Below are 26,591 nucleotides of genomic sequence, written 5' to 3' on the forward strand. Positions count from 1 at the left end.
TCCTTTTCGGAAAGAGAAGAATCTCGTGAACGGAAAGGGGCATCTTTTTTGTTGCCAAATCGGAAAAATCAGATTATCATAGGGGATAGACGTAAGAAGCGGGGAGACCAATGATGAAATATGAGAATATCGTCAAATGTCAGTTTTCAACAAAAACAGAACGGGAAATGCATTTTCATCAGGATATAGAGATCCTGTATGTGCTGGATGGAAGTCTGGAAGTGGAGTATGAAGACGGAACGCATTTTTTAAATACGGATCAGTTCATACTGGTGAATTCCAATGTCCGGCATGCCTACCATACAGAGGGGGAACTGCTGCTCGGAAGCCTGTTCATTGACTATACGATGCTGACCGAAATTTTCGGCGGGGAGCATCTGTTTTTCTGGTGCAATTCGGCAGAGGAACGTTCGGAAAGTTATGATAAGATGCGTTATTATATCCGTCAGATTTTTAACTATTATCAGACGACGGAGGGACAGGGAATCGCGCTGAAGAACAGTATTTATTATCAGCTGATCTATTTGATCACGACGGATTTTATTGTGAAAAAGGGAATGAAGCAGTATGATTCCCTGCGCGGGATCCAGGATGAGCGGATGAATGAGATCATGAGTTATATCATGTCGAATTACCGGGAACCGATCACATTAAAGGGGCTGGCGGACCGACTGTATCTGTCGCATACTTATTTGTCCAAATATATCAAACAGAATTTCGGGATGAGTTTTTTGAAATTGTTAAATAATATCCGTCTGGAGCATGCGGTCAGTGATCTTCTGTACACAGATAAGACGGTGATCAAGATCGCGATGGAAAACGGATTTCCGAATCAGGCGGGATTCAACAATGCGTTCCGGGAAATTTATCACTGCACGCCGGCAGAGTACCGGATGGAAATGCTCGAAAAACGGGAGAAAAGCGAACAGCCGGAAAACAGCGAGCAGATCATGGAACGTGTGGAACAATATCTGACGTACAATCTGATCAGTTCACCGGAATCGGGAGATTCGACAGTACGCGAACTGGAGATCGACGTGACGAAAAAGGAGCTGACAGAGAGAAACTGGTGCAAACTCATCAATGTGGGGACGGCGTCGGAACTGCTGCGGTTTGATGTGCGCGAACATATCAAATATCTTGTGGAGATGCTTCATTTTGAATATGTACGTTTTTGGAATCTACTTTCCGATGATGTGATGATCGAGATCAAGGAGCGGAATACCCGGTATAATTTCAAGATCATCGATCAGATCTTCGATTTTCTGATGGAGATCGGCGTAAAACCGCATGTGGAACTCGGGTTTAAAGGAAGAGAATATGTTGTCGGTCGTGTGGAGCGCAAGATGCTGTCTCTGGATATCCGGAGTCAGATCTCGCTGATCGGAAAGAACCGGGGATTTTTGGAAGAACTGATCAAACATCTTGTGCGGCGGTATGGGATCAGCGAAGTGGAAAGCTGGCATTTTGAATTGGAGCAGAATGCGGTGATCCAGGAGAAAGTTGAGATCGAGAGTTATTTTGAGGCGTTTGATGCGGTGGCGGATATTTTCCGGACATATGCGCCCGGCGTGAAGCTCGGCGGCGCCGGATTCAGCATGAATTATATTGCGGAAGAATTGCCGTCGATCCTCAGAAAGTGGAAAAAACGCAGGCAGCAGCCGGATTTTATTTCGATTTATTCCTATCCGTATCTTCTGAAAGAACATTTGCTCGACGCGGGAAGAAATCCGTATTCACCGGATGAAAGTTATCTTTATCATCAGGTACAGCGGATCAAAGAAATCCTTGTGGAAGAGGACTTCCCGACAAAAGAACTTTACGTCACAGAGTGGAGTTCGACATTGTCCAACCGGAACTGCCTGAATGACGGCTGTTATAAGAGCGCCTACATCGTGAAAAACCTGATCCAGAATTACGGACAGGCGGATATGATCGGATATTGGAGCGCGACAGATATCTTTGCGGAACGGATCGATTCGGAAGCGTTATTGTTTGGCGGATGCGGGCTGATCACACGGGACGGGATCCGGAAACCGGCATATTTTGCATTTGAACATCTGAACAATCTGGAAAAATACTATTATGGGAAAGGGCAGTATTCTCTTGTGTCGGGAAACGGAAAAGATCTGTTCTATATTTGCTGCCATAACTATAAGCATTTTAACTTCCGTTATTATTCGTTGAACGAGGATGAGATCGAGGAAGAGCAGCAGCCTCGTCTGTATGCGGATAACGAGAGCATTCAGCTTAGTTTTCGTTTGAAAAACGTAAACGACGGTATTTATCAGATCAAAGTATTTTCTGTCAATCAGGAAAACGGAAATGTGCAGAATGAATGGAAAAAACTGGACTATTTCAATGATCTGTCGGTAAAAGAGATCGAATATCTGAAAATGACCTGTCAGCCGAAACTGACGATCCGAAAGGCGGAGGCAGTGGATCATGTGCTTGTCGTGGAGACAAAGCTGACGGCGCAGGAAATCCAGGGGATCGTGATCTCGGAGATGCCGTGACCGGTCAGGCTGGATGATTCTGTGACAGGAGGATTTTGCGGCAGAATGATCCTGCGACAGGATGATCCTGCGAAAAAGGCAAGAAAAGGAAAATGAGGAAAGAACATGGATATCATGCATGAAGTGATGGATTTTGATTTCGATACTCGTAAGGTGCAGGAAACACATTTCCATCAAAATCTGGAGATACTGTATGTGCTGGACGGCGCGGCGGAGATCCAGATCGAAACGGAGAAATATGAGTTAAAGAAAGGCGAGTTTCTGCTTGTCAATGCAAATAAACGGCATTCACTGGCGGAGACGGAGGGGGAACTTCTGATCGCCGGATTCCGGATCAATTTTACGAAGCTGGCGGAATACCTCGGAACGAACCAGATTTTGTTCTGGTGTAATTCCGGGGCGGATAAAAATGAAGCTTACGAGCCGTTGAAGCAAGTGCTGAACCGGATCCTGAACCGATTCTACGACCGGGAAAATGAGGGCGCGCTTTATCTCAACAGTATTTACTATGAGGCGCTTTATCTGCTGACCAGCTATTTTCGGATCAAAGCGGACGACAGCCGGCTGAAAGGAAAGGGAGCGCCGGACAATTCACGCGTATTTGAAATTCAGAATTATGTGCAGGCGAATTATCAAAAACAGATCAGTCTGAACGATCTCGCGAAGAAATTGTATTTGTCCAATGCATATTTGTCAAAATACATTAAAAAACGGTTTGGATTGAGTTTTCTGGAATATGTCAACAATATCCGTTTGTTCCATGCGGTGGACGATCTGCTTTATACCGAGAAAAAGATCACAAGGATCGCGCTGGACAATGGATTCCCGACGACGGCTTCGTTTAACAAAGCATTTCGGGATATTTATAATATGACGCCGTCCGCATACCGGAGCAGTATCCGAAAAGAACAGGCGGAAGAGAAAAAAGAAGATTCCGGATCGAGAGAGGCAGTGGAGGAAAGGGTCAAACAGTATCTTGCCGGCGGGATCAGCGTGCAGGACGATGTGGCGACGAAAAATCGGGAGTTGTTCGCGGTGGATGCGAACAAAACAGTCCCGCTTTCAAAAAACTGGAGCCGGATCATCAATATCGGAAAGATCGACGCGCTTCTGGACAGCGACATGCAGCAGCAGCTTCTTGTGATGAAAGAGGAGATCGGTTTTTCGTATGTGCGTATCTGGAATATTTTTGTGCAGGATATGTACGATGAGGGCGAGGACGGGAATTGGCGGTACAATTTCAGCCGTGTGGACAGAGGATTGGATTTTCTTGTGGACAATGGGCTGAAACCGTACATCGAACTGTCGTTCAAACCGATGGACGTCAGCTATTCGATCAACTCCGCGATGACGAGCAAAGACAATGAGATCATTTTCCATGACAGGGAAAGTTATCAAAAAGTCATGCATGATTTTGCCTCTCATCTGATCAACCGGTATGGGATGGATGTGGTGGAAACATGGTATTTTGAATTGTGGAAAGACGACCGGCTGAATATGCAGGATGAGAATGGGTGGTATTTCGACTGTTTTGAAATCGGATATCATGCATTGAAGCGGATTTCGGAGAAGATCAAGGTCGGCGGGGCGGGGATCGCGCTTGGTTATGACACGCATCAGTATCACCGCTTGATACGCAACTGGAAGAAGCGGCAGGTTCATCCGGATTTTCTGACCGTTTATTCCTATTCGTATTTACTGCTTCAACAGGACGGCGTATATTTTGGAAAACGGTCTCTGGACAGTAATTTTACAAAAAATCAACTGGATATTTTTAAAGAGGTGCTGAAAGAAGAGGAATTTGAACCGGCGGAACTTCATATTACAGAGTGGAATTTTACGATCTCCAATCGGAACTGTATCAACGACAGCTGCGCGCAGGGGGCGTATGTGATGAAAACCTGTATCGAATCTGTCGGGAATGTAGATATGATGGGATTTTGGCACGGTTCGGATCTGCATTCGGAATTTTATGATACGGATGGCGTTTTGTATGGAGAAAGCGGTCTTTTGAGCCGAGACGGTATAAAAAAACCGTCGTTCTACGCATTTCATTTTCTGCATTTTCTGCAGTCGGATCTGCTCGGAAAGACGGAAAATGCGTTGCTAAGTACGAACGGACGCGGAAATTATACGATCGTCTGTCATAACTGCAAACAATTGAATTACCGCTATACAATGAAAGAAGAAAAGGATATCGATGTGAAAGACATCGGGGAATTGTATGAAGATCTGGACGCGATCCATTTGAAATTTGAGATCCGGAATGTAGAAAACGGTGATTATATCATGCGTAGTTTCTATGTGAACCCGGAAAACGGCAGTGTGCAGGAGCTTTGGCGGGATATGGAATATCTTCGCGATCTGTCAAAAGGAGAGATCGAATATCTGAGACGTAATGCGACGCCGAAAGTCGAGATGAGAAAAATCCATGTGGAAGACGGAATCCTCCGTGTGGAGACCAAGCTTTTGGCACATGAGATCCGGGCGTTGGATATTCATTATCAATATTAGAAAGAGAAGAGGACAAAAAAAGACATGCTTTTTTTGTCCTCTTTTTCCGTGGAAGAGAAAAAGAGTCTAAAAGAACTAGTAAATTAGGATAATTTGAGGAAAGTTTTTCTTTTTTGAACAGGCTATAATGAAGTCAAGTTCAGAGGGAAACTCAAAAAGAAAAGGAGACAGGACAATGAAATTAGGATTTGTGAGTGCAATTCTTGACACATGGACCTACGAGGAAATGATGGATTTTGCAGCAGACCACGGATTTGAGTGTGTGGAAGTTGCATGCTGGCCGCAGGGAAAAGCGGAGAGAAGATATGCCGGTGTGAGCCACATTGATGTGGATCGTGTGCTGGAAGATGACGCATATGCGAAACACATTCTGGATTACAGCAAAGAGAAAAATGTAGACATTTCTTCTCTGGCATTCTATCCGAACACAATGGACGGAGATCTGGAAAAGAGAGCGGCAGCAGTTGCACATCTGAAAAATGTGATCCTTGCAAGCGCAAAGCTGGGCGTCGGCATGGTGACAACATTTATCGGAAGAGACCAGACAAAGACAGTGGAAGAGAATCTGGAACTGGTGAAAGAAGTATGGCCGTCGATCATCAAACTGGCAGAAGAAAATGATGTAAAAGTTGCGATCGAGAACTGCCCGATGTTGTTCGGACCGGATCAGTGGCCGGGCGGACAGAACCTGATGACAACACCGAAGATCTGGAGAGAAGTGTTCAAGATTCTGGACAGCGACAATCTCGGAATCAATTATGACCCGTCTCATTTTGTATGGCAGATGATCGATTACATCAAACCGATCTATGAGTTTAAAGACAAGATCTTCCATGTACATTATAAAGATATCAAAGTATACAGAGACCGCCTGAATGACTGCGGAATCATGGCTTATCCGCTTGATTTCATGTCACCGAAACTTCCGGGACTCGGTGATGTAGACTGGGGTAAATATGTATCCGCGCTGACAGACATCGGATTCGACGGATATACATGTATCGAAGTAGAAGATAAAGCGTTTGAGGGAAGCAAAGAAAAAGTGGAAGATTCCCTCGTATTAAGCCAGAGATACCTGAAACAGTATGTCATCTAGTATGCAAACAAAAGGAAGCACGAACGAAGTGAGTATTTACTTTTGTGCATACGATGACAGCGAAAGAATCGAGAGCGCGTAAGCGCGGCAGACGCGGATGCGGCTGGATTCTTGAGCTGATGATGCATAGAAGCGCAAGCAAAGTAAACAACCGCCGTTTAAGGCGTGAGAAATAAGAATCAAAAGGAGAAAAATCATGGAAAAATTAAGAGTTGCAATTGTTGGATGTGGTGGAATCGCAAATCAGAAGCATATGCCGTCTTTGAAAGCAAACGCTGACAAAGCTGAGATGGTAGCTTTCTGTGATATCATTCCGGAGCGTGCAGAAAAAGCTGCAAAAGAATACGGAGCAGAGGGCGCGAAAGTTTATACAGATTACAAAGAAATGCTTGCAGACAAGAGCGTTGACATCGACGTTGTACATGTATGTACACCGAACGTTGCTCATTGCCCGATCACAGTAGCTGCATTTGAAGCAGGAAAACACGTTATGTGTGAGAAGCCGATGGCTCACAACACAGAAGACGCTCAGAAGATGCTGGATGCTTGGAAAGCTTCCGGAAAGAAATTCACGATCGGTTATCAGAACCGTCTGCGTGACGATACACAGACACTTCACGCTTCCTGTGAAAACGGAGAACTGGGAGACATCTACTTCGCAAAAGCACACGCTTTGAGAAGAAGAGCTGTTCCGACATGGGGCGTATTCCCGAACAAAGCGCTTCAGGGAGGCGGACCGCTGATCGATATCGGAACACACGCATTGGACATCACACTGTGGATGATGAACAACTACGAGCCGGCATCTGTATCCGGACAGGTATTCTACAAACTGGGACGTCAGGCAGACGGTCCGGAAGGAAACGTATTCGGACCATGGGATCCGGAAACATTTGAAGTAGAAGACTCTGCATTCGGTCTGATCAAAATGAAAAACGGTGCGACGATCTACCTTGAGGCATCATGGGCATTGAACGTACTGAAATCCATGGAAGCATCTACAACACTTTGCGGAACAAAAGCAGGTGCTGAGATCCACCACGGCGGAAGCTATCCGCAGGATGAGCTGATCTACAACACAGTAGAGCACAACCAGCTGATGGAAAAGACAATCTCTCCGGCAGGCGTTGTTGACTTCTTCGAGGGCGGAGCAGCAGCAGAGGCAGTTCGTGAGCAGACACAGTGGTTGGAAGCAATCCTGAATGACACAGATCCGCTTGTAAAACCGGAACAGGCATTTGTAGTAACTCAGATTTTGGAAGCAATCTACAAATCAGCAGAAACAGGAAAAGAAGTATTCTTCGACTAATAAAATAACTACGGCAGTACCTCCAGGCATCGAACGTGAAATCACTTCCCATTGCTCGATTACATAGACGATGAACCCGGCATATCGGCTGTGATGTGCCGGAGACGGTTCTGCCGTTTTTATTGATTTATTGAAAATGTGAAAACAGATCTACAATAGATTTAAGGAGGAAATCAAAACAATGGCTGGAAGACAGATTTACAATCCGGACGGATTTAAGAATATCGAAGCAGACGGAAAAGTAACTGGTTTTGAATTTCAGTTCAAAGCACAGTATTATCGTGGAATCACACTTTCCATCGTAAGAGACATCAAAGTAAACGTAGACGGTGTGGACTACCCGAGAGAGGCAGTTCGTCTTACTGTAAACGGAGAGACATTTACTCTCGAAGAAATGCGTACCGTGATCGATTCCGATTACCGTTGGGAATTCGGCGACTATGCAACCGTATCTGTATTGACGGAGGGCGGACTTTCCAAAGGAAGCCACCACATCAACACACTGCAGATTATTGACCCGTCCTATATGCCGTTCCAGATCGAGGCGGTATGCGAGACAGATTTCGTGATTGAGTAAGGAGGAACAAAACATGAGTTACGATATTAAAAGAAGTGTTTCCCTGTACAGTTATCAGGATGAATATTACAACAAACAGCTTGATCTGGAAGGATGCTTAAGAGAAACCGCAAAAACAGGCGCGACAGGAGTAGAACTTCTGGCAGAGCAGATGATCCGCAGATTCCCGCTTCCGATCGAGGACGAAGCTTTCCGTGAGCAGTGGTTTGGATGGCTGAAAAAATATAATCTGGAGCCGTCCTGCTACGACGCATTTTTGGAAAACCATATTTACGACAACCGTATGCTCTCCATCGGCGAGCAGGTCAATATGATGAAACGCGACATTCGTCTGGCATCCATGCTCGGATTTAAGAACCTGCGTACACTCGTTTCCACTCCGATGGACGTGATCGAGGGAAGTTTGGAATATGCAGAGAAAATGGACGTTAAGATCGGTCTGGAAGTGCACGCACCGTTCTCACTGAATTCCGGATGGGCTGACGGATATATGGAGATGATCCACCGCACAGGTACAAAGTATTTCGGATTTATCCCGGATATGGGAATCTTCTGCAAGAACATTCCGGACGTTCTGAGAGACAAAGCAAGAAGAATGGGCGCATCCGAAGAATGTATCAAGATCGTAGACGATGCATATGCACAGAGAATCGAAAAAGGATTCGTGAAGATCAAATATGATCTGGATCTTGGAAAAGCCAACATGGAATACCGTATGGCTAACGGAATGAAAGAGATGATGGAAGCCGTAGAAAAAGCAGGCGGCGGTCCGGCAGATATGATGTACGCGGGATCTTCTTTCACATATTCCTGGTCAGATCCGCAGGATATCATTGACAACATTGATTACATTTTCCATACACATGCAAAATTCTACAATGTCCATGAAGATTATACAGAGACGGCAGTTGCGATCCCGGAAGTTGTAGAAGCATTCAAGAAAGCCGGATACAAAGGATACTTAAGTTCAGAGTATGAGGGCGGAGAGCACTTGAGAGCAGATATGGAAGTAGACAGTATCGAACAGGTAAGACGTCATCAGGAAGCAATGAGAAGAGCGATAGAGGGATAAGATTATGGAGAAAATGAAATTAGGAATCGTCGGATTTGGTTTCATGGGACACTGTGACGCAGATATGATGGCTACATTTGATGAGATCGATCTTGTGGCAGTTGCAGATACCAATCCGGAACAGTTAAAAGACGCTCCGGAGGGAGTAGAGACATACGGAAGCATCGATGAGATGCTGGAAAAAGCGGATATCAACGTTGTGATGGTATCCACTCCGAACCCAAGCCATCCGGAGATGGTAAAGAAAGCGGCTGCAGCGAAAAAGCATGTCATCTGTGAGAAACCGGCAGCGATGAGTGTTGCTGAGTTTGACGAGATGGTAGCGGCATGTAAAGAGAACGGCGTGATCTTTACCGTACATCAGCAGAGAAGATGGGATACCGACTACCGCATCATGAAAGAAGTTTATGATAAAAACATGGTCGGCGATATGTATGTGATCAAATCCCAGCTTTACGGATTCAACGGAAACATGCATGACTGGCACGTATATCCGGAGATGGGCGGAGGAATGCTCTACGACTGGGGCGTTCATCTGATCGACCAGATGCTGGATATGGTAAAATCTGATATCGTATCTCTGTATGCAGACGTACAGAATGTCATCAATGAAAATGTAGACGACTACTTTAACATCATCATGAAATTTGCAAACGGCGTGACAGCCGAGATCGAGCTTGGAACATACTATCTGACACCAAAGCGCGGATGGTTCATCGGCGGAAACAAAGGATCTGCAATGATCGACGGATTTGCAGGCGAGGGAAAGATCGTGCGTACCGCACACTTGCTTGAAAACGTACCGGGCAAGATCACAATGACAGCGGCAGGACCGACAAGAAGCTTCGGACCGGCAGCTCCGGGACTGCTTCAGGAAGAACCGCTTCCGGAAGTAAACGTATCGCATAGAATGTATTTTGAGCACTTCCTGAAAGCATTTAACGGCGAAGAAGAAGTGATCATCAAACCGGAACAGGTAAGACGTGTTCTGTGCGTGATGGATGCGGTAAGAGAATCCGCACGTACCGGAAAAGCGATCGAATTTGAAAAATAAGATAAAAACACACAGATTCAGCAGCAGGGAGACTTGTTGCTGAATTGTGCTTTAAGTAGTAGTAGGAGATATAAAAATGGAAGTATATGAGGCGATCCGAAAAAGAAAGTCCACAAGAAATTATACAGAGGAAGAAGTGAAGCGAGAGCAGATCGAACAGGTTCTGGAAGCGGGAAGACAGGCTCCGTTTGCCGGGCTGGCGCAGGCAGGAAAGACTGATTTCCGTCATTTCTTTGTGATAAAAAGAGGAAGCGAAACGGCGGAAAAACTGATGGATCTTGTTCTGGAGGCAAGAAAAGAAGATCTGCGTGAAGTAGAAGAAAAACATTTGGAAGAAAAATACCCTGTTTATGCCGGAGCAGTCAAAAATGGTGCGGGAAAGAAACCTGTGGATCTTTTTATGGCGCCGCTTCTGATCGTAGCGGCGGAGCGGTCAGGGCGGCCTGCAAGAGAACATGCGGCGCTCGGCTATGTAATGGAGAATATGTGGCTGCGTGCGACCGAACTGGGGCTGGGGTTCAAACTTTGCTCCGGCGTCAGCGATGTGAAAGATCAGTCGGCGATGAAGCGCCTGTTCGGACTCCCGGAAGAAGAAAATTATGCATTTGAGGGATGCAGTCTCGGATATGCGGTTTCGGATCTCTACCGGGAAGATACGAGACAATTGCCGGAGTTTGACGTGACATATTTACCGTGACAGCAAAAATGATATATGTTTTTTTGCTGTTCTTTGAAAAAATCATATATTTTAGGACAAAAAACGGGGCGTTTTTCATCAAAAAACAGATATTTCCGTTTGAAAAAAGAAAGTACAATAACAGTAAATCAAGGAACTTATTAATAGTAAAAAAGCGAGGGAAAGACAATGGCAGATTATGAAACACAAATCGTAGTAATTGCAGGCGGTCCGTCCGGATTATCCGCAGCCGTTCAGGCAGCAGAAGACGGAGCTGAAGTCATCGTTGTAGAGAAAGCAGCGGCAGTCGGCGGCGCGGCAAACATGGGAATGGGACCGTTAGGAATCGGAACGAAGTACCAGAAACAGAATATGATCGACATCAGCGTGGAAAAAGCATTCAATATGTTCATGGAATACACACATTATAATGTAGACGCGAGACTTGTAAAACGTTACTTCGAGCAGTCCGGAGAGACGATCGAGTGGCTGGAAGACATGGGCGTAGAGTTCGAGGGAGCGTTCCGTTACTTCCCGAAATCAGAAGCAACATGGCATATTGTAAAGACAGATACAGGAATCGGACCGAGAGCGGCGTCCTTTATGAACAAAGCACTTTACGCGAGAGCACAGGAACTGGGCGTAAAATTCCTGTTGGAAACTCCGGCAAAGAAGATCATCAAGAAAGACGGAAAAGTAGCAGGCGTTCTTGCTACAGATAAAGACGGAAAAGAGATCGAGATCGCATGTAAGGCAGCGATCATCTGTACAGGCGGAGCCGGATGCAACAAAGAGTTCATCGAAGAAGAGACAGGATACAAACACGGCGTAGATATGTTCAACTTCGCGATCCCGGGAATCATGGGAGACGGTCTGAAGATGGCATGGGAAGCAGGCGCAGACAAACTTCCGGTACGTATCGAACAGGCAGCTGCGATCGAGGGCGTGGACGATCTTCCGGGAAGCGTTGGAAATATCATGAGCCAGCCAAACCTCCTTGTAAACCTTCAGGGAAAACGTGTGATGAACGAAGACCATATGCAGAACACAACATTCCTTTCCAATGTGGCTTCTCACCAGAAAGGAAAAGTTGTCATCAGCATCATTGATTCTTCCATCGCAAAATACTACATGAAGAACGGCGTTGATAACGTAAGCCTTGTTCGTCCGGATCCGGATGTATCAGATTTCGTTGAGGGCGTAAAGATGGCACAAGCAAACGGAAACGAGGGACTGTTCATTGCGGACAGCATTGAAGAACTGGCTGAAATGGTAGGAATCGATGTAGACAATCTGGTAGATACCGTAGATGAATACAATGATTTCTGCGACAGCACAGACGAAGAATTCTTCAAACCGAAGAAATATATGAGACCTCTGACAAAAGCTCCATACTATGCGGCACGGATCCGTCCGGGCGGATACGGAACAGTTGGCGGAATCCGTATCAACGAGAACTGCGAAGCATGCGATAAAGATTTCGAGCCGGTTCCGGGACTGTATGCGGCAGGCGCCGACGCATGTAACATTTATGATGACAGCTACATGTTCTTACTCCCGGGTAACTCCATGGGATTTGCAGTAAATACCGGACGTATCGCAGGTATGAGCGCAGCAGAGTATGTAGAGGATGAAGATTAAAAGCGATCAGAAAGTGATCAGCAATACAGATTCATAGCAGATAGTGTAAAATAAAGCGGCAGAGCGGGTATGACTCCTTTTTGGAAACGGTATCCGCTCTGTTTTAGAAAACAGGCTTATAAGGAAGCCTGAGATCAAACTGGCCCGAAAACGGGCGGAGGTAGAATATGGAGGAAAAAAATAAAGAAGTGATCCGCAGATTTTATCAGGAGTTTTTCAACGATCATATCGTGGATTCGGCGGATCGCTACGTGAGGGAAGATTACGTTCAGCATAACCCGGGAGTAGAACAGGGAAGAGACGGGCTGAAACGGGCTTTTGCGGAGAAATTTCGGGAGCATCCGGAATTTGCCCTTGATATCCAGATGTTGATCGCAGAAAAAGATATGGTTGCGGTTTATCTAAAAAACGTTGCGCCGGACGGAACAACAAGATGTCGTGTCGTTGATATATACAGACTGGAAGAAGGGATGCTCGCAGAGCATTGGGACGTATTACAACCTTGCGAATAAGATCGAAAAGAGGTTGAAAAAATGTCAGAATGTGTGACAAAAACGGAGATCGCACCGTCGGTAAAACGTCGTGTGGCGGCAAGCGTATTTATCGTAGCGTTTGCATTTGGGCTGAACATTACGGGAATCCTGCCGGTACTCGGTATTTTAAATGAGAAATACCAGCAGTACGGAACGAGCGCGGTACAGCTTTTGCAGACGATCATGTATCTGCTTCTGATCGTCGGTTCTTTGATGGTCGGATGGATGACGACGAAGATCAGCAAGAAAAATATTACATTACTGGGTCTTTTGATCGTCGGATGCTGCGGTGTGCTTCCGTTTTTTCTGGAAAGTTTCGCGGTACTTTTGATCGCGCGGATCGTGATCGGATTCGGATATGGTATTATGGGTCCGATGAATACTGCGATCATCAGTGAATTTTTCCCGCCGGAAGAGCGGGCAGGTTATATGGGACTGCACGTTGTCGGCATGGGAATCGGAACGATGGTGGGAAATCTGCTCGGCGGAATGCTGGCAGGGATCGGTTACCGGTATTTTTACCTTGTATATTTGATCGCATTTGCGGCGCTGCTCGGCGTGAAAGCAGTGCTGATCGAGACGCCGCCCGCACAGGTGGAAAAAGCATCGGATCTGAAACTGAATAAAATGGTGTTTGTGATTTCCTTTGCATCCTTTGTACATACGTTGTTTATCAATGCGTATAACACAAACATCAGTATTTATATCACGCAGAATATTACGGAAGATCCGTCGGTGACAGGTGTGGTAACCGCGGTCAATGCGGCGTTCGCACTGCTTGTGGGAATGTTTTTCGCAAAGATCTCCGGATTTTTCAAAACGTATACGCTGACGTTTTCGATCTTCGCGGCGGCGGTGGGATACGGCGTGATCTTGTTTGTACCCGGCATGGCGGGCATATATATTGCAAGTGCGCTCTGCGGCGTGTCATTGAGCTGTTTTATGGCGATCGGATCTTATCTGATCTCGATCTCCGTGGAGCAGGAAGCGGTGGCGAAAGCAAGCGGAATGTTTTCGATCATCGGCGGGATCGGCGGTTTGATCGCACCGATCTTCCTTGGAAACGCGGCAAAATTACTTGGTGAAAATTCGGCAAGAAATCAGTTCGTGATTTCGTTCGCCGGAATGTTGATATTCGGTGTGATCGTGTGGATCGCATCGGCAAATAAGGCAAAAAAGGAGAAAAATCAATGAAACGGTATGGATTTGGAGTAGATATCGGAGGAACGACCTGCAAGATCGGACTGTTTGATATGAGCGGTGTGATCGTGGAGAAATGGGAGATCCCGACCAACACTGAAAACAACGGCGCGGCGATCCTCGACGATGTGGCAGCGGCTGTTCTCGGGAAAATGGAAGAAAAGCAGATCGCAAAGGACGACGTGCAGGGAATCGGGCTCGGCGTTCCGGGACCGGTTGGAGCGGACGGAACCGTTCACAAATGTGTAAACTTAGGCTGGGGCGTGATCAACGTTGAGCAGATCCTGTCCGAGAAGACAGGACTTCTCGTAAAAGCCGGAAACGATGCGAATGTTGCCGCATTAGGAGAAATGTGGCAGGGCGGCGGAAAAGGTCATGAGGATGTCGTGATGGTCACACTCGGGACCGGAGTCGGCGGCGGGATCATCATCGGCGGTAAAATGATCTCCGGATTCCACGGCGCAGGCGGAGAGATCGGACATATCAAGATGCGCGACGATGAGACAGACACTTGCGGATGCGGAAAGAAAGGCTGTCTCGAGCAGTATGCTTCCGCTACGGGAATTGTCCGCATGGCAAGACAGAAACTGGAAGCGGACGACAGCGAGACGGTATTGAGAAGCTTGGATGATCTGACGGCAAAAGATATTTTTGACGCGGCGAAAGACGGAGACAAAGTGGCGGGAGAACTGGTTGAAAAATTATGCAGGATCTTGGGAACCGCGCTGGCAAATATCGCTTCGATCGTGGATCCGGAAGTCTTCGTGATCGGCGGAGGCGTATCCCGCGCCGGAGCGATCCTGATCGACGGCATCAGGAAATATTTTACAGAGCGGACATTCCATGCCTGTGAGTCGACGGAGATCACACTGGCAACACTCGGAAACGATGCGGGAATGTACGGATGTGTCCGCCTGCTTTTCTAGGAAAACAGCATTTTCAACAGAGAGATAAGAAAGAACGAATCGAGAAAGAGAGGTTGCTGACATGGCAGTGATTACAATTGACGGAACAAGACTGGAAGTTCCGGAGAATAAAAATGTGCTGGAATGTGCTCTGGATGCAGGCATCTATATTCCGCACCTGTGCCACCACAAAGACTTAAGCCCGCTTGGGTCCTGTCGGATGTGCGTGGTAGAAGTAGAGGGACAGGAGGGGGCGACCACATCCTGTACATTGAAAGCAAAAGACGGAATGGTGATCCATACAAAGACGCCGGAACTGGAAAAACTCAGAATGCTGGCGCTGGAGCTGCTTCTGACCGGACATCCGGAAGACTGTTCCACCTGCCCGAAATACGGAAACTGCGAGCTGCAGACATTGATCCAGTATATCGGACCGAAGACCGGACGTCTGAAAATGCGCACAAAAGGATTCCGTCCGCAGGAAGACAATCCGCTGATCCTGCACGATATGAACCGTTGTGTTCTCTGCGGAAGATGTGTGCGCGCATGTAACGAACTGCGCGGTGTAAAAGTGCTTCAGTACCAGAAAAAAGAGATGGAGACTTATGTCGGAACCTTACATAACAAACTGCTGAAAGACGCGGACTGCCGTTTCTGCGGAGCGTGCGTGGAAGTATGTCCGACCGGAACGATCCGCGACAAGCTGATGAACAGCGAAGTGAAAAAAGAAGAAGCCGTTGTTCCGTGCCGTCACGCATGTCCGGCACACACCGACGTACCGCGTTATATCCGTCATGTGAAAAACGGAGAATTTGATGCGGCGGCGGCAGTGATCCGTGAAAAAGTTCCGTTCCCGAAAGCATTGGGATATATCTGTAACCATGTATGTGAACTGGAATGTAAGAGAAAAGAAGTCAGCGAAGCAATGTCGATCCGCAACATCAAACGGTATGCGGCAGACCACGATACCGGATCCTACTGGAAAGGCAAAGGAAAACAGCTTGCCGATACCGGAAAGAAAGTCTGCGTAGTGGGCGCAGGTCCGGCAGGTCTGACAGCGGCATATTACCTGCGCAAACAGGGACATGACGTGACATTGAAAGAAGCGCTTCCGACCGTGGGCGGTATGATGGCATACGGAATCCCGTCTTATCGTCTGCCGAGAGAGATCATCGCAGAGGAAGCGAAAGTGATCGAAGAGCAGGGTGTGAAGATCGAAGTCAATACAAAAGTCGAGAAACCGGCAGAGCTTTTGAAAGAATACGACGCAGTGCTGATGACGATCGGCGGACATAAAGGCGTGCGTCTTCCGATGGAGGGAAGCGAGCTGGACGGCGTGATCTTAAACGCAGATTTCCTGCGCAATGCAAGCATGGGAAATGAAACCGGAATCGGAAAACGGATCATCGTACTCGGCGGAGGAAACGTTGCGTTTGACTGTGCAAGAACCGCAAAACGTCTCGGAGCGGAAGAAATCCACCTTGCGTGTCTGGAAGCAAGAGATGTGATGACCGCTGACGAGGAAGAGATCACACAGGCACAGGAAGAGGGAATCTTCGTACATCCGGCGCAGACATTTGAGCGGATCACAGGCGAAGACCATGTGACAGGTGTGGACTTCATGAATGTAAAATCCTTTACATTTGATGAGAACCGTCGTGCGATCATCGAGAAAGAAGAGGGAAGCGAACATCATATCGACGCAGACACCGTGATCTTTGCAGTCGGACAGAGACCGGACATCACAGAAGAAGCCGGACTGGAACTGGGAAGAGGAAACAGTATCGTTGTCAAAGATATGGAAAAAGATAAAACGACTTCCGTGGAGGGAATCTTCGCGGCAGGAGACGTGATCTACGGAACAAAATCGGTGATCATGGCGATCGAGTCCGGACGTGAGGCGGCAAGCCAGATCGATAAATATCTGGGCGGAGACGGAGACATTTCCGAGAAACTGGCTCCGGAACAGAATGCAGATCCGTATATCGGACAGTGCCCGGGATTCGGATACGAAGAACGGAAAGAGCCACAGATCGACGAGGCAGAGAAACGTCAGGATAATTTTAACTTATTCGACCATGGAATCTGCGATTCCGACATTTGCGCGGAAGCAGGACGCTGTCTGCAGTGCGATCTTCGTCTGCAGATCTCCGGACCGAGACTTTGGGGCGATTTTACAGAGAATAAGGAGGCGTAAGGAATGAGTGCTTTGGAATGTGCAATGAAATTGAGCAGAGAAGAAGTCCTGGAACAGATCAAAACATCCGGACTTAAAGAATACGGACTGGAAAAAGAACTGCTTTCCGAACGTCTTGTCCGTGCGGTGGAAGAAAGCAAGGAAGAAGAAAAAGAACTTGGCGTTGTCGCTGCGCTGAATAACGCGGACACGACAGGCGTTCTTCTGGAAGTGCTTCTGGCAGATCCGCAGAAAGTCATGGAGGGGATCGCGATCGCAGCCTATGCGCTCGGAACAGAGAAAAAGGTGCTTTATCTTCCGGAATATGCGGCAGATAAGGAAGCTGCAGTGAAAGAAGCGGCAGAGCAGGCTGGCGTGGAAGTGATCGTAGGACTGGTCAATGTGCGCGCATGCAAGGGAAGCGCATTGCTCCATATCGTGACCGCTGCCGATCTGGCGGATACATTTGCCGGATGCTGTGAAGACGGCGTGTATGTATCGGTCAACGGAGGCGAACTGAAAAAAGTATCTGCAGAGACAAAAGTGTCCGAGCTGACAGAAGATGCGGCAGGCGCAAAAGGGTTCTGCATCGGATATGAATATTACGGACCGGAAGCGGCAGAGATGACATTGGAAGAAGTACATCCGGACAACGGTGTGATCCGTGTCCTGAAAGCTTCCGACTGTATCGTAAGCGAGACCGAAAAAGCATTGCTTGCGTCCCGCAAACAGAGCTGCGGAAAATGTGTATTTTGCCGCGAGGGACTTCTGCAGTTACAGTATATGCAGAAAGAGACGACCGAGGGAAGAGGAAAAGCGGAATTCCTTGATCTGACAAAGGAGATCGGGGAGGCGATGACGTATTCCACACCATGTACGATGGGACAGGTTTCTTCGAAGATCGCTTTGAGCGCGGTGGAGAAATTCGAAAGCGAATTTACAGCGCATATCAAGAAGAAAAAATGTCCGGCAGGCGTATGCTTCTCGGAAGAAGTGATCTACATCGATCCGAAACTCTGTCAGGGATGCGGAGAATGTGCGGATGTATGCCCGAAAGACTGTATCGAGGGAAAAGCAAAATACATCCATATGATCGATGAATTTGACTGCGACCAGTGTGGAAAATGTATCGAAGCCTGCGATGCGGGGGCGATCATCAAGACATCGGGCAAAGTACCGAAACTGCCGAACCGTCTGACAAAAGTCGGAAGATTTAAACGGTAAGAATACCCAAAGCGAACACTTTTAAACCAGTCTCAAAAATCGTGTGCAGACCTTTTACTGCGTCAGTATCATTTGGCGTACGCCCTGTACGCCTCAATCTACTTCCTTGTAAAATGATACTGCACACGATTTTGAGACCCTGCGGCATGAAATCTTTCAGAAAAAGCGATTTTCAAGGCAGACAAGTGAGCTGTACTGGACGTACAGCGATCGCGGATAACGCAGAAAATCGCTTTATATGGAAGATTTCATGTGTATTGAAAGTGTTCGCTTTGGGTAAAAAGTAAAATATGATTTTTATCCAAAGAGACGTCCAAATGAGCGGCGTCTCTTTTTTATACAAAATCTTAAATGGAATAGAACGGAAATGTACAAGAAACAGAGGCGTAAAGATGGTAGAATACGGACAATGAAGATTCTGTGATGAAATGGAAAAGGAGAAAAATATGGGACTGAAATTTGGGAAGGTACTGCATCTTGGGATCGTTGTGAGAGACTTGGAGAAAGCAGTGAAGATCTATGAAGAAGAATTGGGGATCGGACCGTGGAAGATCGAAAGCGCAAGTCCTTTTTTCGATGACAAACTTGTAAATGACGGTGTGGGACTGAATATCCGCACGGCAATTTTCCGGGGAGAGGGATATGAGATCGAGCTTTGCACACCGACCGGACCGGGCGTATTTCAGGAGTGGCTGGATCAGCATGGTCCGTCGCTGCACCATGTGAAACTGGAATCGGATGCGACGTATGAAGAGGTAGTAGGAATGGCAGAGCGGACATCGGGAAGAAAACCGTATCTGGATGTACGTTGGCCGGATGGAAAACCTCTGGTTGCGTATGCGGATCTGCTGGAAGAGACGGGGCTGCTTCTGGAAATCGGCGCGGATCAGTGAGGTATTTTTCGCCGGCTATTTCTTTTTAAAAGATTAAGAATTCCAGTATAAGTATAAAAAATGAGATGGTGATAAAAGATTCTAGTATAAGTTGATAGTCTTCTTGAATAGAAAAAAGGATTCTGGTATACTCTATAAATAAGAGATTAAAAAGAGGGTGAGAAAATGATCGAACGAGAGTTGTATATAAGAAAAATCCGACCGTTTATGAACCAGAATATTGTGAAAGTATTAACCGGAATCCGACGATGCGGAAAATCTGTTATGCTCCAATTGATACAGGAAGATTTAATAAAACAGGGGGCGGAGCAGGAGCAGTTTCTTTTTGTGAATTTTGAATCAAAGTCGAAAACATATCTTCAATCGGTTGAAACATGTTATCAGCATATTAAGCAGTTTACGGAGAAGTCTAAAAAAAGAGTATATCTGATGCTGGACGAGATTCAGGAACTTACCGGATGGGAGACCATGGTAAATGCCTGTATGATTGATTTTGATGTAGATATTTATATTACGGGATCAAATGCGAAGATGCTGTCGGGGGAATTGGCAACTTATCTCGGAGGACGATATGTAGAGTTTAAGGTGTATCCGTTTTCTTATGGGGAAATGCTTTCGGCAGTTGGGGAGGAAGCGTCCCCTCAAAACTTTCAGCGCTATCTGGTGCAGGGAGGAATGCCGTTTTTATATCAATTTCCTTTTCAGGATGAAAGTGTCAAACAATATTTGAATGATATTTACTCATCGATTATTTTGAAAGATATTGCGGAACGTTATAAGATTCGTGATCTTGAACAGTTGAAACGGATTTTTCTCTATTTTATAACCGGGATCGGGCATACGTTTTCGGCGGGAAACATTATAAAATATTTGAAGAATGAGCGCAGAAGTCTTTCAATGGAGACTGTTTATAACTATATTGAATACGGAAAATCGGCTTGTCTGTTCCATTTTGTCAAACGCGAAGACGTAATTGGCAAACGGGTTCTGCAGTTTCAGGAGAAGATTTATCTGGCGGATCATGGAATGCGCGAAGCTATTTACGGAAATAATCTGCGGGATATAGACCAGATACTTGAAAATATTATTTATATGGAATTACTGCGCCGGGGTTATGAAGTGTATGTCGGAAAGGCAGATACACAGGAAGTAGATTTTGTGGCGAAAAAGGGAAATGAAAAAATATATGTACAGGTGGCGTATCTGCTGGCAGATGAGCGGACCGTAGAGCGGGAATTTTCTGTGCTGGAAAAAATACCGGACAACTATCCGAAATATGTTGTGACGATGGATGAAATTTCCCGCAGTCGAAATGGGATTCCGAATAAAAATATCAGAGATTTTTTATTGATGAATCAATGGTAGCAGTAAATCGGCGCGGATCAGTGAGGCGCGTATTCCGCCGCCGCATAAGCAACCGCATAATCGGTATCGTAAGAAAGGGAGATCATGATCGTCGTGATCTTCTTTTCTTTTGCCAATTGTTCTGCCTTGCCGTGCAGTGAGACCTGTGGCTGTCCGTTTTCATTTTCCAGAATCTCGATCTCATTCAGCCGGATCGCATTTCCGTTTAAATTCAAAGCCTTAAAAACGGCTTCTTTCCCGGCAAAACGTGTGGCATAGCTGTACAGCGGAATCGGTCGGCTTTCGATCAGTTCGATCTCCGCAGGCGTATAGATTTTGCGGACAAACGGATCCAGCCGGTCCGATACCGAAGATTCGATCTGATGGATATTTAAAATATCGGTTCCGATTCCATAGAGCATGAGAGAAGTCTCCTTTCGTTTTATGGTCTTTTGCCGCTGGCATCATATAATCCCTTGATCTTTTGTTCAAATTCCGGTGAAATGTTCCGCTTGAACGTCAGATATCCGGCGCCGACCCGCATCGTATTCAATAAGTTTACAACTTCCGATACGGATAAAAAGTCGGATTCATCGGATTCCAGCCAGATCCGCGCGGCTAGGAAATGCAGTTCCGAAAAGGCTTTGACAAAGTAATTCCGCAGTTCGTCATGGGGCAGCCCGTCGGTATCCATCATATCGTTGATCGTGTCGATCAGCAGATATTTTAATTTCTTTTCAAAATAAATATCGCCGTTCTGTAAGTCGAGAAGCGCCCGGATCGCCTCCTGATTGTCTTTGCAGAAATCAAACCAGACGATCAGATTTTGCGGCGGTTCGTAATCGAATTTTTCCAGAAATTCTTCGATCGGAAATCCGGAACGGGATTCGGCGGTAATCTTTGCAAAACGTGTCTGAATGTCTTCCAGCAATGTCTCCTGGATCTGCTCCATCAGTTCATAAATATCACTGTAATATTGATAAAAAGTACCGCGTGTGATCTCGGATCGGGCGCAAAGTTCTTTGACCGTGATCTTATCCCATTTTTTTTCGTCTATCAATGAAAGAAAGGTATGCACGATACGCTTTCTGGTCTGTTCGGATTTTGCGGTTTTTCCGGCAATAAAATTGTCAGCCATGCAAAAACTCCTTTCTACTACGTTTTTAAAGTTTAAAATCCGTATTTATTTTACTAAAGCTGAAGAAGAAAAGCAAGAATTGAACACTTTTTTCAAAACTGTATGATTTGAACAGTTTGAGACAATGTGTTCTGTCGATCTGGCCTGTATTTTTTTAAAATGATAAAAAAGAAATGATGCTAAGGTCAGGAACTTCTGCCCGGGGCATCTGATGAAAACACTGTCAGGAGGAAAAACACAAATGGGTGAAGTAGAAAAAATCTTAAAAACAGTGGACATGGATGGAGAACAGGTGGAAATCTGGATGACCAAAATGATGGATCCATGTACCGCGGAAGAATTTGAGGCGATGTCTCTGGAAGAGCGTGAGCACGCAAAAATCCAGCCGGCGCTCAACCAGCGTACATACAGCCCGGAAGACGGCATCATCTGTATGCAGGACGTTCCGGTAAAAATGCGCGACGGCGTGACGATCTACGCAGATATTTACAAACCGGAAGCAGAGGGAAAATACCCGCTGATCATTTCCTGGAGTTTCTATGGAAAACGTCCGTTTGAGGGACAGGCAGAGTGGCAGATCATGGGAGTTCCGCCGCACACAGTATCCGATATGTCCAAGTTTGAAAGCCCGGACCCGGGATACTGGTGCCGTCACGGTTACGCGATCGCCAATGTGGATCCGAGAGGAATCGGACATTCCGAGGGAGATTTCGTACAGTTCGGAACACAGGACGGAAAAGACGGATATGACTTTATCGAATGGGCAGCCGAGCAGGATTGGTGTAACGGACGCTGCGGTCTGGCAGGAAACAGCTGTGTAGCCATGACACAGTGGAGAATTGCCGCTCAGCAGCCGCCGCACCTTGCATGTATCGCACCGTGGGAGTCTACAACCGATATGTACAGAGAATCTCTGTGCGAGGGCGGAATCCCGGCAAAGACATTCGTTGCATTTGTTATGCGTGAGGCATGCGGCCCGAACTACATCGACAACACTCCGATGAACCTGGAAAAATATCCGTTCGTAAACTGCACATACTGGAAAGATAAAGAACCGGATTTCTCCAAAGTAAAGATCCCGGTATATCAGACCGCATGCTGGAATCATTTCCATCTGCGCGGATCGATGAATGCATTCCGCAAATGTAAATCCCGCCGGAAATGGCTGCGCGCGCACAGAAACTTCGAGTGGCCGGATGCATACAGTAATGAGAATATCGAAGATCTGGAGAAATTCTATGCAAGATATCTGAAACTGGAGCGTAACGGCTGGGAACTGACGCCGAAAGTACGGATCGAAGTACAGGATGTCGGAGAGTTCAATTACCAGACAAACCGTGCGGAAGATTCTTTCCCGCTGAAACGTACAAAATACGAGAAGCTGTATCTGGACGCTTCCGACAATTCGATGAAGACAGAGCCGGTCAAAGATGCCGCACATGTATCTTATGACAGCGCGACCGGAGAAGTATGCTTTGATTACAAATTTGAGGAAGATACCGAACTGACCGGATATATGAAACTGCGTCTGTATGTGGCGGCGGAAAGCTACAATGATATGGATATTTTCGTAAACGTGCAGAAATTAAGCACAACGGGAGAATTCCTGCCGATCACATTGTTCGGCGAAGATCATCCGGGCGTATGGGGCAAACTCCGTGCTTCCAGAAGAAAATTGGACGAGAAACTTTCCACAGACTACTGTCCGGTACAGGCACATACATGCGATGAGAAGCTGACGCCGGGAGAAATCGTTCCGGTTGACATCGAACTTGTTCCGACAAGCCGTTTCTTCCACAAAGGACAGCAGATCCGTGTACAGGTTTCCGGACGCTATATCCGCGGAGACTGGTTTGAACCGCTGACATGGGATACCGACAATAAGGGAAATCACCTGATCTATGCCGGAGGAGAATATGAGTCATTCCTGCAGATTCCGGTGATCCCGCCGAAATTCCAGGACGGAGACATCATCATCCGATAGAAAGAACCGGCAGAAAGCATAAAAAGACCGCGCACGCTGTATCACGGCGCGCGCGGATTTCCGGCTAAGACGGAAATCCGATTTAAGCCGCGCCGCATACAATAAGCACAGCAAGCGCAGCAACCGCGGCGTGCGCAGAAAGTAAAAAGAAAATATAACACAGAAAACAGAAGGAGAATCAAGATCATGAGAGAAGAAGTATTAGCAAAAATCATTGAAAAAGCAAGCAAAATCTGGAATGCGGACGCTTCCGAGATGAATGAGAACACCGAGTTCGCAGCATTCAATCCGAAATCCGCCAACTACTCCCAGATGACAACATTTCTGGAGGATGAATTCGATGCGGAAGTACCGTACCTGAACTTCAAACGCTGCAAAACATTCGGGGAAGCAGCAGACTATGTAGCAGAGTTACTGGATGAATAATAAGGAAGGTGCCATTGTGAATACATTTATCGAGACAATGACAGAGCGGGCAAGACAGTGCCCGAAAAAAGTAGCGTTTCCGGAGACGGGAAATGCGGACATCCTCCGTACCGCACAGAAAACGAAAGAATCCGGAATCGGATTCCCTGTGCTGATGGGAAATCAAGAAGAAATCGAAGCATTTGCCAAAGAAAACGGGATCGCGACAGACGGATTTACTTATTACGATTATACGGTGGAAGAAAACCGTCTTGTTCTGGCAGAAGAATATACGGCAGAACACGATGATTTCTCAGCAAAAGCTGTGGCAAGAAAATCCAAAGATCCGCTGAGGGCAGCGTTGTTTTTACTGAAACTGCACCATGTAGACTGTGTGGCGGCAGGAAAAGAATATTCCACCGGAGATGTGATCTTTGAATCCATTTCGATCGTGGGAATGCAGGAGGGCGTGGAGAGCGTGTCCAGTCTGGGAATCGCTGATATTCCGGGATTTGACGGACCGCAGGGAGCTATGCTCGGACTTGCAGACTGTGCGATCACAGCGCAGCCGGACGCGAAAGATCTGGCAGGGATCGCCATTTCCTCTGCGGACACCGTATCGAAACTGCTCGGATGGGATCCGAGAGTGGCGATGCTTGCATTTTCCACATGCGGAAGTTCCGAACACGAGAGTCTGGAAGTGATCCGGGAAGCGATCGGTATTGTGAGAGAGAGCCGGCCGGATATCAAGATCGACGGGGAGTTCCAGTTGGATTCCGCGATCATCCCGCAGGTGGCAGAACGGAAAGTGAAGTGGGAAAGCGAAGTGGCGGGAAAAGCCAACGTCCTGATCTTCCCAAATCTTCATGCGGGAAATATCGGCGTGAAGCTGATCCAGATTTTCGGGCATGCCAATGCGTACGGTCCGGTACTTCAGGGATTTGCACAGCCGGTATGCGATTTTTCACGCAGCGCTCCGGTTGACGAAATGCTTGGAAACGTAGCGATGCTCGTACTCCGTGCGGCGGCAGAAGATCTTGCATAGAATGCGGACGACAATCAGAAGAGTGAAGAGTAAGAGAGAAAGGACGCATATCTGTGAGTAAGGCAAAAAAAACAAAAATTATCATTACGATCATCTGCATCTCGTTTATACAGGGACTGCAGTTTTGTGTATCTCCGGTGCTGGGGATGATTCAGGAACATTTTCCGGAAGTCGGCGTCAGCTTTGTACAGATGCTCGTCACCGTGCCGACATTTTTGTCCATCGTTGTGGCGATCGTTTCCGGCTGGCTCGTTGTGAAAGTCAGCAAGAAAAAAATGCTGATCTTTGCGGGTCTGACTGCCGGAATCACCGGATTTCTTCCGTTTCTTGCGGATAACTTCTGGCTTTTGTTCGCATCCCGTACGTTGTACGGCGTAGCGCTGGGACTTTGTATCGCATTGAACACTGCGGTTGTCGCGGAATTTTTCGAGGGCGATGAGCGGGTCAGTGTGATGGGAATCCAGGCAGCCAGTGTCGGAGCGGGCATGGTGCTTGTGACGACACTTGGCGGCGCGCTGGGAGCAATGGATTTTCATTATGCTTACTATACAAATGTGATCGGATTTATCGCGATGATCCTGATCGCACTCTGTCTGCCGGAGACCGGAACGGTTGCGGTGAGCGGAGAAAATAAGATCGAGCTGAACAAGGACGTATATAAGACGGCGCTTCTCGGCGTGATCGAAATGCTGTTTCTGATCACATTTTCCACGAACATTTCCATGCATTTGTCGGGAAGTCTCTCAGGAAGCACGACCGTTTCGGGAAATCTGACCGGGATCTTTTCCGGCGCACAGATCGTGATCGGCCTGCTGCTCGGAGCGGTGACTAAAATCACGAAGAAATATACGCTTCCGGTTGCGATGCTCTCATTCAGCGTGGGAGGACTGTTGTTGATCCTGTTCCCGTCGAACTATGTACTGTTGATGGTGGGAGCCGTATTCTGCGGATTCTCCCAGGGAATGTTCATCCCGACCGCGATGGTGGAAGTATCCAATGCAGTAAAACCGACATCCACGGCGATGGCGGCGGCATGTATGACTTGCGGAAACTGCTTCGGACAACTGATCTCGCCGACACTTCTGAATACGACCGCAGGAGCCGTATTCGGACAGGTTACGACGACCAACGTATATATCGTAGCGGTTGTCGGGATGACGATCGCAGCGCTGGTTGTGATCGCGGCAACAGCGAGAAAGAAGAAAGCCTGACAGAGGCATACCCTCCATATGCGGAGCGGGAACTTGTTTCCAGACTGTTCCCAGCATATGGAGGGTATGATTTAACCA

General features: G+C 47.0%; 22 protein-coding genes. 20 read left to right on the forward strand and 2 right to left on the reverse strand.

The window, feature by feature from the left end; genetic code table 11:
• Positions 1-113 precede the first annotated feature (113 nt).
• From I2H87_RS01565 to I2H87_RS01640, 16 genes are all read left to right on the forward strand, one after another.
• Positions 114-2,516, forward strand: a complete 2,403-nt coding sequence (locus I2H87_RS01565; protein ID WP_195609160.1) for a GH39 family glycosyl hydrolase — start codon at positions 114-116, stop codon at positions 2,514-2,516.
• A gap of 105 nt (positions 2,517-2,621) precedes the next feature.
• On the forward strand, positions 2,622-5,030 hold the full coding sequence (locus tag I2H87_RS01570; RefSeq protein WP_195609161.1) for a GH39 family glycosyl hydrolase: 2,409 nt from the start codon (positions 2,622-2,624) through the stop codon (positions 5,028-5,030).
• Positions 5,031-5,205: 175 nt separating this feature from the next.
• Positions 5,206-6,126, forward strand: coding sequence for a sugar phosphate isomerase/epimerase family protein (locus tag I2H87_RS01575; RefSeq protein WP_195609162.1), 921 nt, complete (start codon positions 5,206-5,208; stop codon positions 6,124-6,126).
• A 196-nt stretch (positions 6,127-6,322) separates the two neighbouring features.
• Positions 6,323-7,435, forward strand: coding sequence for a Gfo/Idh/MocA family protein (locus I2H87_RS01580; protein WP_195609163.1), 1,113 nt, complete (start codon positions 6,323-6,325; stop codon positions 7,433-7,435).
• Positions 7,436-7,616: 181 nt separating this feature from the next.
• Complete coding sequence (locus I2H87_RS01585; RefSeq protein WP_195609164.1) at positions 7,617-8,012, forward strand: C-glycoside deglycosidase beta subunit domain-containing protein; 396 nt, start codon at positions 7,617-7,619, stop codon at positions 8,010-8,012.
• 13 nt (positions 8,013-8,025) lie between these two features.
• Positions 8,026-9,084: a sugar phosphate isomerase/epimerase family protein gene (locus I2H87_RS01590; RefSeq protein ID WP_195609165.1), complete on the forward strand. Its 1,059-nt coding sequence runs from the start codon at positions 8,026-8,028 to the stop codon at positions 9,082-9,084.
• Positions 9,085-9,088: 4 nt separating this feature from the next.
• Entirely contained in the window at positions 9,089-10,138 is a 1,050-nt protein-coding gene (locus tag I2H87_RS01595; protein WP_117551456.1) for a Gfo/Idh/MocA family protein, read from the forward strand.
• A gap of 76 nt (positions 10,139-10,214) precedes the next feature.
• Positions 10,215-10,835 (forward strand): nitroreductase family protein, encoded by a 621-nt coding sequence (locus I2H87_RS01600; RefSeq protein WP_195609166.1) that lies wholly within the window; start codon positions 10,215-10,217, stop codon positions 10,833-10,835.
• Between the two features lie 168 nt (positions 10,836-11,003).
• Positions 11,004-12,455 (forward strand): FAD-dependent oxidoreductase, encoded by a 1,452-nt coding sequence (locus I2H87_RS01605; protein WP_117551452.1) that lies wholly within the window; start codon positions 11,004-11,006, stop codon positions 12,453-12,455.
• 167 nt (positions 12,456-12,622) lie between these two features.
• Positions 12,623-12,967 carry a nuclear transport factor 2 family protein gene (locus tag I2H87_RS01610; protein WP_195609167.1) on the forward strand — a complete coding sequence of 115 codons (345 nt, stop codon included), beginning with the start codon at positions 12,623-12,625 and terminating at the stop codon, positions 12,965-12,967.
• A gap of 21 nt (positions 12,968-12,988) precedes the next feature.
• Positions 12,989-14,182, forward strand: coding sequence for an MFS transporter (locus tag I2H87_RS01615; protein ID WP_195609168.1), 1,194 nt, complete (start codon positions 12,989-12,991; stop codon positions 14,180-14,182).
• Positions 14,179-15,114 carry an ROK family glucokinase gene (locus I2H87_RS01620; protein WP_195609169.1) on the forward strand — a complete coding sequence of 312 codons (936 nt, stop codon included), beginning with the start codon at positions 14,179-14,181 and terminating at the stop codon, positions 15,112-15,114. The genes I2H87_RS01615 and I2H87_RS01620 overlap by 4 nt, the downstream gene beginning before the upstream one ends.
• Positions 15,115-15,175: 61 nt before the next feature.
• Positions 15,176-17,290: an FAD-dependent oxidoreductase gene (locus I2H87_RS01625; protein WP_195609170.1), complete on the forward strand. Its 2,115-nt coding sequence runs from the start codon at positions 15,176-15,178 to the stop codon at positions 17,288-17,290.
• A 3-nt stretch (positions 17,291-17,293) separates the two neighbouring features.
• Complete coding sequence (locus I2H87_RS01630; RefSeq protein ID WP_195609171.1) at positions 17,294-18,493, forward strand: NADH-ubiquinone oxidoreductase-F iron-sulfur binding region domain-containing protein; 1,200 nt, start codon at positions 17,294-17,296, stop codon at positions 18,491-18,493.
• A 446-nt stretch (positions 18,494-18,939) separates the two neighbouring features.
• Positions 18,940-19,386: a VOC family protein gene (locus I2H87_RS01635; RefSeq protein WP_195609172.1), complete on the forward strand. Its 447-nt coding sequence runs from the start codon at positions 18,940-18,942 to the stop codon at positions 19,384-19,386.
• Positions 19,387-19,551: 165 nt separating this feature from the next.
• Entirely contained in the window at positions 19,552-20,751 is a 1,200-nt protein-coding gene (locus I2H87_RS01640) for an ATP-binding protein (protein ID WP_195609173.1), read from the forward strand.
• A 17-nt stretch (positions 20,752-20,768) separates the two neighbouring features.
• Here the strand turns inward: I2H87_RS01640 and acpS are convergent, their stop codons facing one another.
• Together acpS and I2H87_RS01650 are read right to left on the reverse strand one after the other, a co-directional pair.
• Positions 20,769-21,152 carry a holo-ACP synthase gene (gene acpS / locus I2H87_RS01645; RefSeq protein WP_195609174.1) on the reverse strand — a complete coding sequence of 128 codons (384 nt, stop codon included), beginning with the start codon at positions 21,150-21,152 and terminating at the stop codon, positions 20,769-20,771.
• A gap of 20 nt (positions 21,153-21,172) precedes the next feature.
• Entirely contained in the window at positions 21,173-21,868 is a 696-nt protein-coding gene (locus I2H87_RS01650) for a TetR/AcrR family transcriptional regulator (RefSeq protein WP_195609175.1), read from the reverse strand.
• A 241-nt stretch (positions 21,869-22,109) separates the two neighbouring features.
• Here I2H87_RS01650 and I2H87_RS01655 point away from each other — a divergent pair, with 241 nt between their 5' ends.
• From I2H87_RS01655 to I2H87_RS13940, 4 genes are all read left to right on the forward strand, one after another.
• On the forward strand, positions 22,110-23,852 hold the full coding sequence (locus tag I2H87_RS01655) for a CocE/NonD family hydrolase (RefSeq protein WP_117551433.1): 1,743 nt from the start codon (positions 22,110-22,112) through the stop codon (positions 23,850-23,852).
• Positions 23,853-24,038: 186 nt separating this feature from the next.
• Complete coding sequence (locus I2H87_RS01660; RefSeq protein ID WP_117551431.1) at positions 24,039-24,278, forward strand: acyl carrier protein; 240 nt, start codon at positions 24,039-24,041, stop codon at positions 24,276-24,278.
• On the forward strand, positions 24,271-25,302 hold the full coding sequence (locus I2H87_RS01665; protein ID WP_207745967.1) for a phosphate acyltransferase: 1,032 nt from the start codon (positions 24,271-24,273) through the stop codon (positions 25,300-25,302). Before I2H87_RS01660 ends, I2H87_RS01665 begins: the two co-directional genes overlap by 8 nt.
• A 53-nt stretch (positions 25,303-25,355) precedes the next feature.
• Complete coding sequence (locus I2H87_RS13940; protein WP_330611408.1) at positions 25,356-26,513, forward strand: MFS transporter; 1,158 nt, start codon at positions 25,356-25,358, stop codon at positions 26,511-26,513.
• The last annotated feature ends 78 nt before the right edge of the window (positions 26,514-26,591 follow it).

It is taken from the genome of Mediterraneibacter glycyrrhizinilyticus (assembly GCF_015560805.1).
GTDB lineage: Bacteria > Bacillota > Clostridia > Lachnospirales > Lachnospiraceae > Schaedlerella > Schaedlerella glycyrrhizinilytica_A.